The sequence below is a fragment of the Vibrio sagamiensis NBRC 104589 genome (genome assembly GCF_007990935.1).
Classification (GTDB): Bacteria; Pseudomonadota; Gammaproteobacteria; order Enterobacterales; family Vibrionaceae; genus Vibrio; species Vibrio sagamiensis.
The window spans coordinates 170,739-184,667 of sequence record NZ_BJXJ01000002.1; the positions used below are offsets into that span (position 1 = coordinate 170,739).

Annotated in this window: 11 protein-coding genes; 5 read left to right on the plus strand and 6 right to left on the minus strand. The window is 40.6% G+C overall.

Annotated elements, in window-relative coordinates; genetic code table 11:
• Positions 1–421 precede the first annotated feature (421 nt).
• The 3 genes from VSA01S_RS01940 to VSA01S_RS01945 are packed head-to-tail and all read left to right on the plus strand — an operon-like array spanning position 422 to position 2,276.
• Positions 422–1,240, plus strand: coding sequence for an arginase family protein (locus VSA01S_RS01940; protein WP_039978786.1), 819 nt, complete (start codon positions 422–424; stop codon positions 1,238–1,240).
• 12 nt (positions 1,241–1,252) lie between these two features.
• The gene (locus VSA01S_RS20445; protein WP_258007774.1) at positions 1,253–1,375 is read left to right on the plus strand and encodes a hypothetical protein; all 123 of its coding nucleotides are present in this window, start codon (positions 1,253–1,255) and stop codon (positions 1,373–1,375) included.
• Positions 1,368–2,276: a DMT family transporter gene (locus tag VSA01S_RS01945; RefSeq protein ID WP_039978784.1), complete on the plus strand. Its 909-nt coding sequence runs from the start codon at positions 1,368–1,370 to the stop codon at positions 2,274–2,276. The genes VSA01S_RS20445 and VSA01S_RS01945 overlap by 8 nt, the downstream gene beginning before the upstream one ends.
• Positions 2,277–2,507: 231 nt before the next feature.
• Here the strand turns inward: VSA01S_RS01945 and glmS are convergent, their stop codons facing one another.
• Together glmS and VSA01S_RS01955 are read right to left on the minus strand one after the other, a co-directional pair.
• Positions 2,508–4,340: a glutamine--fructose-6-phosphate transaminase (isomerizing) gene (gene glmS, locus VSA01S_RS01950; protein ID WP_039978783.1), complete on the minus strand. Its 1,833-nt coding sequence runs from the start codon at positions 4,338–4,340 to the stop codon at positions 2,508–2,510.
• Between the two features lie 168 nt (positions 4,341–4,508).
• Positions 4,509–5,270: a DeoR/GlpR family DNA-binding transcription regulator gene (locus VSA01S_RS01955; RefSeq protein WP_039978782.1), complete on the minus strand. Its 762-nt coding sequence runs from the start codon at positions 5,268–5,270 to the stop codon at positions 4,509–4,511.
• Between the two features lie 424 nt (positions 5,271–5,694).
• Here VSA01S_RS01955 and pykF point away from each other — a divergent pair, with 424 nt between their 5' ends.
• Positions 5,695–7,107, plus strand: coding sequence for a pyruvate kinase PykF (gene pykF / locus VSA01S_RS01960; protein WP_039978781.1), 1,413 nt, complete (start codon positions 5,695–5,697; stop codon positions 7,105–7,107).
• A gap of 160 nt (positions 7,108–7,267) precedes the next feature.
• A complete protein-coding gene (locus tag VSA01S_RS01965; RefSeq protein WP_021709365.1) occupies positions 7,268–7,927 on the plus strand; it encodes a GntR family transcriptional regulator in 660 nt (219 codons plus the stop codon).
• A 179-nt stretch (positions 7,928–8,106) separates the two neighbouring features.
• Here VSA01S_RS01965 and ilvN read toward each other — a convergent pair whose 3' ends face one another.
• From ilvN to leuO, 4 genes are all read right to left on the minus strand, one after another.
• The gene (ilvN, locus tag VSA01S_RS01970; protein ID WP_039978778.1) at positions 8,107–8,601 is read right to left on the minus strand and encodes an acetolactate synthase small subunit; all 495 of its coding nucleotides are present in this window, start codon (positions 8,599–8,601) and stop codon (positions 8,107–8,109) included.
• 1 nt (position 8,602) lies between these two features.
• Positions 8,603–10,327 (minus strand): acetolactate synthase 3 large subunit, encoded by a 1,725-nt coding sequence (locus tag VSA01S_RS01975; protein ID WP_039978777.1) that lies wholly within the window; start codon positions 10,325–10,327, stop codon positions 8,603–8,605.
• 464 nt (positions 10,328–10,791) lie between these two features.
• Entirely contained in the window at positions 10,792–12,600 is a 1,809-nt protein-coding gene (locus tag VSA01S_RS01980; RefSeq protein ID WP_039978776.1) for an AMP-dependent synthetase/ligase, read from the minus strand.
• A gap of 335 nt (positions 12,601–12,935) precedes the next feature.
• Positions 12,936–13,907, minus strand: coding sequence for a transcriptional regulator LeuO (gene leuO, locus VSA01S_RS01985; RefSeq protein ID WP_039978775.1), 972 nt, complete (start codon positions 13,905–13,907; stop codon positions 12,936–12,938).
• Between the last annotated feature and the right edge of the window lie 22 nt (positions 13,908–13,929).

Consider the following 13,929-nt stretch of genomic DNA (forward strand, 5'->3'; position numbering starts at 1 on the left):
ACCATGGTGGATTCAATACCCCCGATGTTTTAACAGCTTTATGGCCACTTAAATGCATGGTTGTTTCGTCATACGTGCAATGTATTCATGGGCATGACTACTTATATGGTTATCAATAAAAATCAGAAGGTTAAATTAAATCGCTAGCAAGTTCGATTAATTCAGCCCCCCCCTGGATAACCAAAAAACAATGAACTAGATCGAATATTCTACCTTTATTCAATGTTCTATATTCTAATTCAATTTTCAGGCAGCTGTGCTGTCATTGAGACTAACTCCCATCAAATACAACCAACATCATATTAACTTACCAAAAGATATGCCTATCGTTACTTAGTTATTGGGTATGTTATGCAATTGACCGAATAAAGTAGATCATGCATAAATCCCTGACTTTTTTAATAAAAATTAGGATATAGAAATGAGCTACCGTCTTATTTGTTCACAGGGTCGCATTGGTGACAAGACCGACACTACACTTCGTGGAGCAAAGATAACAGCTGAAGCTTTAGAGCAAAACTTTGGTATTCAGGCGACCATCATTGGAAGCCCTTCTCCGGGTCAAGATGATAACTGGAAAGAGTGTTTGCCGAAGGCATCAAAGACATTAGATTTACTGCAAGGCGAAGTTCAAACAAGTTTAGCTGCCAATGATACGGTTCTTTTCGCGTCAAATACATGTTCAGCAAGCCTAGCAACATTACCTATAGTTACAGCTAAATACCCAGATATTACTGTGCTTTGGATTGATGCTCATGGAGACTTTAATACTCCTGACACTTCAGAAACAGGTTATCTAGGTGGGATGGTATTGGCTGCTGTATGTGGGTTTTGGGAAAGTGGTTTTGGTGCTGGATTAAAACCTAGTCAAGTAGTGTTGGCTGGGGTGCACGATATTGATGAAAAAGAGCGTAGATTACTTGAAGATTCTGGAGTTCGAATGCTACTTCCACGCAATGTAACCCCAGAGACGATATTAGAGATGGTTGGTAGCTCTAAATTATGGATACACATCGATTGGGACGCACTTGAGCCAGGACAAATTCCAGCTGATTACAAAGTTCACGGCGGGTTGTATTTATCCCAATTGATCAGTGTATTTGAAGCAATTCCTCGAGAGCAGGTGCTAGGGCTCGAGCTTGCCGAATTTAGCGCGGATGATATTGATTCAGAAGAAAGCAAGTTAGGAGTCTCAAATATTCTTTCTGTAGTAAATTCATTGCTCGGTAGCAAAAAATAATAAGGAATAACAATGGAAGCTACTCTTTCAAAAACAACGTCAGTCTTAACCTCTTTAGATTCAACAGCGCTTAATAAGAAACAGAGCTATTTATACACTCACACTGAAGTGGAAAAAGGAGTTTTAAATGATTAATTCTGTGGAGAAAAAAGGGATCATAGAGCTATTTAGCGCAATGCTCATGATGGGAACCGTCGGACTATTTGTGATTGAGTCAGGTCAAAGTGCATACAACGTAGTTTTTTACCGTTGCTTACTTGGAGTGCTATTTTTAGTTGCTTATTGCGTTTATAGTGGAAAGTTCAAGGAGTCTGGGCTTTCGCTGAAAAACCTCATGATAATCGTGCTGAGCGGGATATTTTTGGTCTTTAACTGGGTTATGCTGTTTGCATCTTTTAAGACCGCTTCTATTTCCACTTCGACAGTTATATATCATGCCCAGCCCTTCTTTTTTGTGTTGATTTGGGCCGTAATTTTCCGAGAGCGAGTATCGTCAAATAAAGTTGCTTGGATGGGTCTTGCATTCATTGGCGTTGCTTTAGTTGCCAATATTGATTTCAGTGATATCTCACTATCTTCTTCTTACATATTGGGTATAGTTCTGGCGCTGTCGGCAGCAATCTTCTGGGCAATATCAGCAGTTATCGTAAAGTTTTTAACGGGGATCTCTCCTTATATTATTACTTTAGTTCAGCTTTGTGTAGGAGTCATTGTCTTATTGCCATTTAGTGATTTATCTGGATTGACTGAAATCACCATTACACAATGGAGTTATTTACTTATTTTAGGAGCTGTCCATACATGTTTGACTTACATTTTAATGTACTCCTCATACCAAAAATTATCGGCCCCTGTAATCGCCGTGATGACGTTTATTTATCCTGCTATCGCAATTCTAGTTGATTATTACTTTTACCATGAAACTTTAAGTCACCTTCAAATACTTGGTGTATTGATGATCATGTTTAGTAGCTACGCCGTAAATCAAAACATTACTTTATTCTCCAAAAAGAAAATCATCGGCGAAGCTAAGTAGAATTATAATTAAAAAGCAATAAGTAAGAGAAAATAACCATGCCAATTTATAATAATGTACTAGAAACTGTAGGAAGAACATTGATTTTGCCATAACAAAAACCCGGTTAACTTTTAATCTGTTTAACCGGGGTTGAAAAGTTTTCAACTTTAGTGTTACAGTTTTAAACTTTAATGTCACAGTTTCAGACTTTAATGTCTGCCGACAAGTAAAGACCAAAAACTACCGGGGCTACTCAACTGTTACTGCTTTAGCAAGGTTACGAGGCTGATCGACGTCCGTTCCTTTAATCAGTGCAACATAGTAAGAAAGTAATTGCATCGGAATGGTGTAATAGATCGCCGCAGTAATTTCGCTGATATGCGGTAGAGTAATGATTTTCATGGTTTCATCTTCCTGGAAGCCAGCATCGGCATCAGCAAATACGTACAACAGACCACCACGTGCACGTACCTCTTCAATGTTAGATTTCAGTTTTTCCAATAAGTCATTACTTGGCGCAACCACGACAACAGGCATATCGGCATCAATCAATGCAAGAGGGCCATGTTTAAGTTCACCTGCGGCGTACGCCTCAGCGTGAATGTAAGAAATCTCTTTCAGCTTCAAAGAAGCTTCCATTGCAATTGGGTAAAATTCACCACGACCTAAGAACAGTGTATGATGTTTATCAGCAAAATCTGTCGCCAAGTCTTCTATTTCTTGTTCGAAAGAGAGCGCTGCGTTGATCTGTTTTGGTAACGCATGAAGAGCCTCGACAATCTCTTTTTCTTTTTCCTTACTCACTCGACCTTGTTGCTTACCCAATGCTGTCACTAGCATTAACAGCGCACAAAGCTGCGTCGTAAAGGCTTTAGTAGATGCAACACCGATTTCAACACCAGCACGAGTCATGAAAGCAAAATCAGATTCGCGTACTAAAGATGAGCCTGCAACATTACAGATTGTCATAGCGGCCATATAGCCTTTTTCTTTGGCCAGACGCAATGCTGCTAAGGTATCTGCCGTTTCTCCTGACTGGGAAAGAGTGATGAGCAAACTGTTTGGTCGAGTGACAAACTTACGATAACGAAATTCAGAAGCAATCTCGACATCACAGCTCACTCCGGCAATGTCTTCGAACCAATAACGAGCGGTCATGCCTGCATTATAAGACGTACCACAGGCAACAATCTGGATATGTTCGATGCTACTTAAGATTTCTGCTGCGTTGATGCCAATAGACTCAGTAATAATGCTATCAGCCGTCAGGCGCCCTTCCATTGTTTTGATGAGCGCGGTGGGTTGTTCATAAATCTCTTTTTGCATGAAGTGACGATATTGCCCTTTGTCACCTGCATCATGTTCAGCACTCGATTCAATAATTTCCCGCTCAACTGAATGACCTGAGGCATCTAATACTGTCACTTGACGGCGTGTGATCTCGGCAACGTCCCCTTCTTCTAAATACATAAAGCGACGAGTAACATTGAGTAATGCAAGTTGATCTGAAGCGAGGAAGTTTTCCCCAACCCCAAATCCAATAACTATCGGACTGCCAGAACGAGCAACAACGATGCGATCAGGATCATTGCGATCCAATACTACTGTACCGTAGGCTCCTTCTAATTGTTCAGCGGTCTTTTGTAAAGCTTCTAACAGTGTTTCTGAGCTGCGTAATTCCCATTCAACTAAATGCGCAATAACTTCGGTATCTGTCTGAGATTCAAATTGATAACCACGGGATTTTAATTGCTCTCTAAGCACTTCATGGTTTTCTATAATACCATTATGAACCACCGCAATACGGCCTGACATATGTGGGTGAGCATTTGCTTCCGAAGGCTCACCATGAGTTGCCCAACGGGTATGGGCTATCCCAGTCCCACCTAGAGTTTCTGCTTCACTCACTGCATCGGCTAACGCTTGTACTTTGCCTAAGCGGCGAATTCGCGTTAGATTATTGGCATTATCAATGATCGCCACTCCGGCAGAATCATAACCACGGTATTCTAGTCGACGTAAGCCTTCTACTAAAATTTCTGCAACATCTCGCTGTGCGACAGCGCCTACGATTCCACACATGTATTGATCTCCATCGTTGTTCTATTTGAATCACTCTTCCCTTTTCTTATTTATTATAGAATCAGAAAGCGAACTATTAGGAAGAGGATTCTGGGTACAAAGTTTATTTAGGGTAAAATATTTCTAAGGTAAAACGTTTTTGCGCCAGTTGACGCTGTTATTAGAGCATTAGGCACGAATCACTTTAATGCCGCATCGTTCAATATGCTGTTGCTGTTCACTCGATATTTCATCATCCGTGACGAGGACATCAATTTGATCCCAAGCCAGCTCAACATTGGGGATTCTCCGACCTATTTTTTCTGATTCGATCATAACGATGACTTCACGAGAAACTTCAGCCATCACCTTGCTCAAGCCAAGAAGTTCATTAAATGTTGTGGTGCCTCTTTCCAAATCGATCCCATCAGCCCCAATAAAAAGTTGGTCAAAGTCATATGAGCGCAGCACAGATTCAGCCACTTTGCCTTGGAAAGATTCAGAATGCATATCCCAAGTTCCCCCAGTCATTAACAAGGTAGGCTCACTCTCTAATTCATTGAGGGCATTAGCGACATGAAGTGAGTTCGTCATTACAACTAAGCCGCGCTTGTCATTTAATTGTTGTATTAAGGCAGCAGTGGTTGTGCCGCTATCAATCACAATTCGGTTGTGATCACGAATTAAACTCGCCGCCACTTTTGCCAAATTTAACTTTCGTTTCGAAACATTTGAACTCATTTCTTCATGAACGACTTCTGTCGGAATGGCAATTGCACCACCGTAACGGCGAAGTAATTGACCATTTTTCTCCAACGAAGCTAGGTCTTTTCTGATAGTAACTTCAGATGTATCAAACTTATGCGCAAGTTCATCCACACTAACTTCACCAAGTTCGTTAACCAAATTAGAAATAGTATGCCTTCTCAGCTGAATGTTTCGTTTTGACATCTAACGTCACCCTAAGTTTCGACTCAAAATTAATTATAATCAAATCGAAACTTAGAAATCCATTAATTTTGAGTAAAAAAATTAATATTTCTCTATAAAACCTTGTCCTAAGACAATTCTTAAACAGTGATATTGGAATCATTCAATGGTAGAATTCAGCTCCTAAAAGAAAAAAAATTACAGAATTGATGGTTATCTTTTTGTAACTTTCTATATATAACCTCGCAGAGGTCACAAAAAGCCAACCGTAATCGCCGCTTGATAAGTCATAAAATGACTAAACTCGGAGAAAGACTTTCAAAATCTGAAGTATCACAACAAGGCCAAAAAGATGCCGGTAAGATAAAACCGTCACCACAGCCCCTGCTTCAGTGTTAACAGCCGAATTTCAAATTGTAACTATACTTACCGGAGAGTATCTTCCATGAAAAAAACCAAAATCGTTTGTACGATTGGTCCTAAAACTGAATCCGTTGAGAAATTAACCGAACTTGTCAACGCGGGCATGAATGTGATGCGTCTTAACTTCTCTCACGGTGACTACGCAGAGCATGGCACTCGTATTGCGAATTTCCGCCAAGTAATGGAAGCGAAGGGCAAACAACTTGCAATTCTTCTGGATACAAAAGGCCCAGAAATCCGTACTATCAAACTCGAAGGCGGCAATGATGTTGATCTCATTGCCGGTCAAGAATTCACTTTCACTACCGACACTTCAGTTATCGGAGATAAAGACAAAGTTGCTGTCACTTACCCAGGCTTTGCTGCCGATCTTAATGTAGGTAACACAATCCTAGTTGATGACGGCCTAATTGAAATGGAAGTTATCTCTACATCAGAAACTGAAGTAAAATGTAAAGTTCTCAATAACGGTGCGCTAGGCGAAAACAAAGGTGTTAACTTACCTGGCGTTTCTGTCAACCTTCCTGCATTGTCTGAAAAAGACAAAAACGACCTTAAATTTGGTTGTGAGCAAGGTGTTGACTTCGTTGCTGCATCTTTCATCCGTAAAGCTTCTGATGTTCAAGAAATTCGTGAAGTGCTTGCAGCAAACGGCGGTGAAAACATCCACATCATTTCTAAGATTGAAAATCAGGAAGGTGTTGATAACTTCGACGAGATTCTAGAATTGTCTGACGGCATCATGGTTGCTCGTGGCGACCTAGGTGTTGAAATCCCAGCAGAAGAAGTTATCTTCGCTCAAAAGATGATGATCGAGAAGTGTAACCGTGCACGCAAAATGGTTATCACAGCAACACAAATGTTAGATTCTATGATCAATAACCCACGCCCTACTCGTGCAGAAGCAGGCGACGTTGCGAACGCGGTCATGGACGGTACTGACGCAGTCATGCTTTCTGGTGAAACAGCTAAAGGTAAGTATCCTGTTGAAGCAGTAACGATCATGGCACAAATCGCGAACCGCACGGATTCAGCACTAAAAGCTGAGCTAGGTTCTCGTCTAGACAGCCCTCGCCTTCGTATCACTGAAGCAGTATGTAAAGGCGCAGTAGATACTGCTGAAAAACTGGCAGCCCCACTTATCGTTGTGGCAACTGAAGGTGGTAAATCAGCTCGTTCTGTGCGTAAGTACTTCCCAACTGCAAATATTTTAGCACTTACAACCAACGCTAAAACAGCAGCCCAGCTTGTTCTTACCAAAGGTGTGACACCAGTAGTTGTCGACTCTATTGAAAGTACGGATGCATTCTACCTAGCAGGTAAAGATCTAGCTTTAGAGTCAGGTCTTGGGCACAAAGGTGATATCGTGGTTATGGTCTCAGGTGCATTGGTTGCTTCGGGCACAACAAACACGGCTTCTGTTCACGTTCTATAAGACTGAATTAATTTACCATACGTTACATAAAAAAGAGGGCTTTAGCCCTCTTTTTTTATATATTTTATCTTGCCCTCATAATCGGTACGCTGTATTATCAAACAAATCAGAACTACGTACTGTTTAATTGTCACCAAGTCAACAATTCCATGAGGTTACTGTGTCTAGTCCAACTCTTACCGACAAAGTATCAAAAATGATCTGTCAAGATATCCTGACAGGTGTTCTTAAACCAGGTCAAAAGCTTGTCGTTGCTGACCTTAAAGAAAAATACAATGTAGGCGCTTCTCCTATTCGTGAAGCTCTTGTGCAACTATCTTGGAGTAAATATGTCCACCTTGAGCCGCAAAAAGGCTGCTGGGTGGCACCTGTATGTAAAAAGGAACTTAACGACCTCTATGAAAGTCTTCGCGTTGTTTCTTCTGTGCTGCTTAAAAAGGCAATTTTAGCCGGTGATGAAAGCTGGGAATTGGATGTATTAACATCCTACCACAAGCTATCTCGTCTCAATGTCAATGATTCGTTTTGCTGGCAAGAGTGGGAAGAGCGTCATTACCAATTCCATGTTTCCTTATTGGAAGGGGCTGATTCTAGAAACATGTTTGAATTCTTTAGTGACTTAATCAATCAAATAAAGCGATATCGCTACTTTGCGATGCAAACACTCACTTCAGAGCATGACACATTGTTCAACATTGATGAACACGAAATGATCATGAAGCTTGTATTGGCTAAAAACAGCGATGAAGCAATTGAATTATTAGATAAACATCTTTTAAGCTCAATGCAAAGCATCGAAACCGCCATAGAAGCAGTTTAGTTGTGATTTAACTGAGATTGAAACTAGAACTATCCCAGTTTCAATCTCATATCATGACAAAGTGAAATAATGAGTGCTTGCTATACCCTGTGGCAAAATTTGTCTGATATAAGGAATTGGTTCAGCGACTCTCCCTAAAATAACGAGTCATCAAACCTCGATTACTCATCATAATTGACCTAATACTTCAGACTGCGTTCACCTCGAGCAATGCCAACTACACCACTGCGAGCAACTTCGACGACTTCCGTCACTTCTGAAATCGCTTGAATAAACGCATCTAGTTTTTCACTCGTACCAGCCAATTGCACGGTATACTGAGTGGCAGTTACATCAACAACTTGACCTCGAAAAATATCAGCCGTTCGTTTGACTTCCGCTCTGGATAAGCCACTGGCTTTGACTTTAACCATCATCAATTCACGCTCAATATGCTCAAATTCAGTGACTTCTTGTACTTTGAGAACATCAATTAACTTATTAAGCTGTTTTTGAATTTGCTCAAGCTGCATTTCATCAGACATCGTCGTAATATTAAGACGTGAAAGTGTTTCATCATCGGTCGGTGAGACATTGAGAGACTCGATGTTATAGCCTCGCTGTGAAAACAGGCCAACAACGCGCGACAAAGCACCAGGCTGGTTTTCCAATAATAAAGAAATGATATGTCTCATCTTAAGTACGCTCCGTTTTGCTTAGCCACATTTTATCCATCCCTTCGCCTTTAATTTGCATCGGATAAACATGCTCAGTTTCATCAACATTGATATCCACAAAAACCAGACGATCTTTCATGTCCAATGCTTGTTGTAAACCAGCCTCTAGCTGATCCGGGCTTTCAATACGAATGCCAACATGACCATAGGCTTCAGCAATGGCAGCAAAATCAGGAACGGAGCTCATGTAAGAATTAGAGTGGCGTCCTTGGTAAATAATGTCTTGCCACTGTTTTACCATACCTAGGAAACGGTTGTTTAAGTTAATGATCTTAACCGGTATATCGTATTGCATTGCGGTTGATAGCTCCTGAATATTCATTTGAATACTGCCATCACCGGTGACAATTACTACCTCTTCTTCAGGCAGGGCAAACTTCACCCCCATACCTGCAGGTAATCCGAATCCCATCGTGCCAAGGCCTCCGGAGTTAATCCAACGACGTGGTTTATTGAATGGGTAATACAAAGCAGCAAACATCTGGTGCTGCCCCACATCCGATGCCACATAAGCATCGCCATTAGTTAGCTTATGAAGGGTTTCAATCACTTGTTGGGGCTTAATACGATCATCTGATGTTTCATAAGCTAAGCAATTACGTTTGCGCCACAGCTCGATCTCTTCCCACCACGCAGCGATCATCTCATGATCATTACTGCTGCTCTGCTCGTCAAGTAAACCTACCATGGTGGCTAATACTTTCTCAGCAGACCCAACGATCGGCAGATCCACTTTGACATTCTTCGATATCGATGAGGGATCGATATCAATATGCATGACTTTTGCATTTGGGCAGTATTTTTCCAAGTTGTTGGTCGTTCGGTCATCAAAGCGCACACCAATACCGAAAATCAAGTCAGCTTCGTGCATCGCCATATTTGCTTCATAAGTGCCGTGCATACCCAACATGCCTAAGGAGTTCTTGTGCGTACCAGGAAAAGCGCCTAACCCCATCAAAGTGCTAACGACAGGGAGATTTAACTGTTCAGAAAGAGCTTGAATGTACTCATGGGCACCAGAAATCACGGCACCACCACCAACATAGAGCACTGGCTTTTTCGCCTCAAGCAAAGACTTTAATGCTTTCTTGATCTGCCCTTTATGCCCTGCTGTCGTTGGCTTATAAGAGCGCATTGAGATGCTTTCGGGATAATCATAAGGAAGTTTGATTTGTGGATTCAAAATGTCTTTTGGTAGATCAATCACTACCGGTCCCGGACGACCTGTTGTAGAGATATAAAAGGCTTTTTTAATCGTTTCAGGGATATCTTGTACTTTTTTGACTAAAAAGCTGTGTTTGACGACTGGACGAGAGACACCGACAATATCGCATTCTTGAAATGCGTCATTACCAATTAAGTTATTCGGAACGTTGCCTGAAATAACAATCATTGGAATAGAGTCCATATAAGCGGTGGCAATTCCAGTGATCGTATTGGTTGCGCCAGGACCAGAACAAACAAGAACAACCCCTGGTTGACCTGTCGCTCGAGCGTAACCATCTGCCATGTGAGTAGCCGCTTGTTCATGCCTAACAAGCACATGCTTAATTTTATCTGCTTTAGCGTGCAGAGCATCATAAATATCTAAAACAGAGCCACCCGGATAACCAAATATTTGCTCAACGTTCTCTTCTATTAGAGATTGCACCACCATTTCTGCACCTGACAATAATGTTGTCATAATTGCTCTCCTTGCCAGTCACTCAATCATATGGCCAATGATTAAGCCTGGATTTTACATAGTTTAGGTCTTATTTTTAGCCTAATCGAAATACTTCCACTTTTTCGGCTATGCCCTGTTCTTGTCATAACAAGAGACAGGAAACCTAACAAATGTAACGTTTTATTATCAACAGGTCTAATTATGCATCTGATTGATTTGTAATAAGGTCCTTAGAAAACCATCAAAAACAGCATTAAAAGCCAATAATAGGTAAACGGCTAGAGACTTTGTTATATAAGGACAAAAATAAAAGTTTAATATTTTTATATGAAGGAAATTACGAAGGAATTTACGAAGGAAAAATAATAAAAATAAATTGATAAAAAGCCCTAATGCATAAAATGCAGTCGATGGTACTAGGGCTTTAGAGTTCACCAGTACAACGAAAATAATGATTTTTTCGAAGTAAAGATAGAAAGTTGTTATTTCTTCTTTGCTTCGTCTTTATACATTTCTTCAATTTCGCCTTGGTACTTATCATTAATCACTTTGCGCCGCAGTTTCTGTGTTGGCGTCAATTCACCGTCATCCATAGAGAAAGCTCTTGGTAAAAGCTTGAATTTTTTTACTTGCTCAAACTTAGCCAGTTCTTTTTGCAGGTCATTAACTCGTTTCTCAATCATTTCAACGATCTGATGATTCTTGATCAACTCAACACGGTCTTTATATTTAATGTTCAACTCTTTGGCATAAGCTTCCAAAGAGTCAAAGCAAGGCACGATTAAAGCTGAAACAAATTTGCGTGTATCGGCAATGACCGCTATTTGTTCAATAAAGTGATCTTTACAAATTGCTCCTTCAACGACTTGCGGCGCAATATATTTACCGTTTGAGGTTTTCATCAACTCTTTAATACGGTCGGTGATAAACAAATTACCGTTTTCATCAATATGACCAGCATCACCCGTTTTCAAAAAACCGTGCTCATCAAATGTCTTCTCGGTCTCTTCTGGCATTTTGTAGTAGCCACGCATTACCATAGGGCCACGAACTAAGATTTCATTATTTTCACCGATCTTCACCTGCGCTCCCGGCATTGACATACCGATGGAGCCAGGGTCAAAACATTTATCATCCCAGCATGAAACCGTTGCCGTTGTCTCTGTCATGCCATAGCCAAGTTTGACATTCACACCTATGGCATGAAAAAAACGACCAATCGTCTCATCAAGCTTAGCACCACCACAAGGCATAAAATTAATTCGTCCACCTAATAGCGCACGTAGTTTACTCAGAACCAGCTTATCAGCTAAAGCATAAGAACGTTTTAACATCCAAGAAGCTGTACGTTTCTCCTGATGGCAGGCCGCCATTTTAGCGCCCATATTAACCGCCCAAGTAAACATCACTTTACGGTGTATCGGTGCCTTAGAAACCTTTTCATGAATCGCTGAGAATATTTTCTCATAGAAACGAGGAACGGCACTCATGACTGTTGGTTGAACTTCACTGAGCGCTTCACGAACTTTCATCGTATCTTGTAAATAGCAGTTAGTTGCCCCTTTATATAAGACATAGAAAGTCCATGCTCGCTCAAACACATGCGAAAGCGGTAAAAAACAAAGAGACACGTCTGTTTCAGTGAGGCTCAAACGTTGATCATGGCCTTGTAACTGCGAAGAAATGTTCGCGTAATCGAGCATGACGCCTTTAGGCTGTCCTGTTGTTCCTGATGTATAAATCAGCGTTAATAAATCATCTAACTGTGCTTGGCCCAAGCGCTGCTCTAACTCAACGTTCATACTTAAGTCATCTTTTTCAGCAAAATCATGCCAAGACATAACAAAAGAATGATCGCCTAAGTCAATTTCATCAGACATCGCAACAATTAGTTCAAGCTGAGGACATTGCTCAAAAATACTAACAGCAGCATCAAGCTGAGCTTGCTCACCGACAAACAACACTTTTATATCGGCATTATCAATAATATAAGCAGACTGTGCGGCAGTATTAGTCGGGTAGATAGGTACAGTAACGCCACGCAATTGCAATACTGCAAAATCAGCTATAGTCCAACGCGGCATATTGTTAGAAAAAATACCGACTTTATCTTGAACACCAATACCCTGAAAAATAAGTGCTCTTGAAAGCGCATCAATTTGCTGACCAAATTGTTCCCAAGTAATCCCTTTCCATGCTGTACCTACTTTATGCTTCAGCGCAACACGAGAACCACCTTTTACAACCTGCTCACGAATACGTTTTATGATATGAAAATCTAACTTGGCCATTCTATTTCATCACCTTTAGGCTCACATATGTAAGCTTTTTGAGCGCACAAGTGTAACCTCGATACTCAAAAACGCAACTGACTACCATCAAAGTTCAAGCGATTTATCTCAATAAGTAGGCAGTCGTACGATTTATAGTTTAGCACTCTAAAGTAAGGCAAAAAACTCACTAAATTAAATCATTGTTTTGATTGTAAAAAAATAACGCAAAAAAAACCCTGAAAAGTATTACTCTTTCAGGGTAAATTAATTGTAAATATTAGTAATAGTGACTTCACTCTGCTAAGTAATTATCTACCTAACAACACTAATTAAAGTTTGAAAGTAAAGTTTTATTAAAATACTGGCTTGTTACGTGCAACTACTTCACCACAAATAACCATCAATTGATCACGCAACCAAATGTGGCCTTTATCTTTCTCACTTGACTCATGCCAGCTTAAGTAACCACTTACTTGCTTATTCTCAAATGGCAAGTCTAGAATCTGTAATTGCTCACTGTTCACGGCGTTTTCTGCCATCCAACGCGGTGCAATAGTAACTAATTCAGATTGGCCTACTACATATAATAAGTTGCTTAGACTAGAACCTTCATAAGCAGCTAAGCAATCTAGTTCACGATAAGCTTGTTCAGAGAAACTACGTTGTCCATGTACTCTTGATAATTTAGCATGCTTTTCATTTATTAATTGCTCTGCAGATATATCGCCTTGGATACGAGGGTGTGTCTTAGAAACAATAGCAACTAACTCATCTCTAAAGATCTCCGTGCTTGAAAAACCCTGATCATCAAAACGAGCGTAATCAATAACAAAGTCGATTTCTTGGTAGCGCATGCGTTCAGATAGTAACCGATCAAATTCTGCATCTAAATGCAACTGAACATTTGGTGCTTGGTCACTGATATTTTCCATAATTTTAGGAGCAAAACGCATATCACATGGGCTGCAAATCGCCAGCTTGAACAAGCGAGTTGAAGACTCTGGCTGAAAAACAGAGCTTGGTAATTCATTGCGCACTAATTGCAAAGCTTGACGAATAGGTCCGAAGAGCTGACGAGCACGCTGAGTCGGTTGGATACCTCGCCCTTGACGCATGAATAATTCATCATTGAACATAACTTTAAGGCGAGCTACAGCATTACTTACGGCTGGTTGAGACATACCTAAGTTGTGTGCAGCACGAGTAATATTCTGCTCCTGCATAACAGCATCAAATACAGTTAACAGGTTTAAGTCTACACCACGCAAAGTGCTTTCCATACGGTAGCTTGCGATTGCGCTCATCGCATCTTTTTTATCTAACATGGCATATGCCTCTTAATTGATC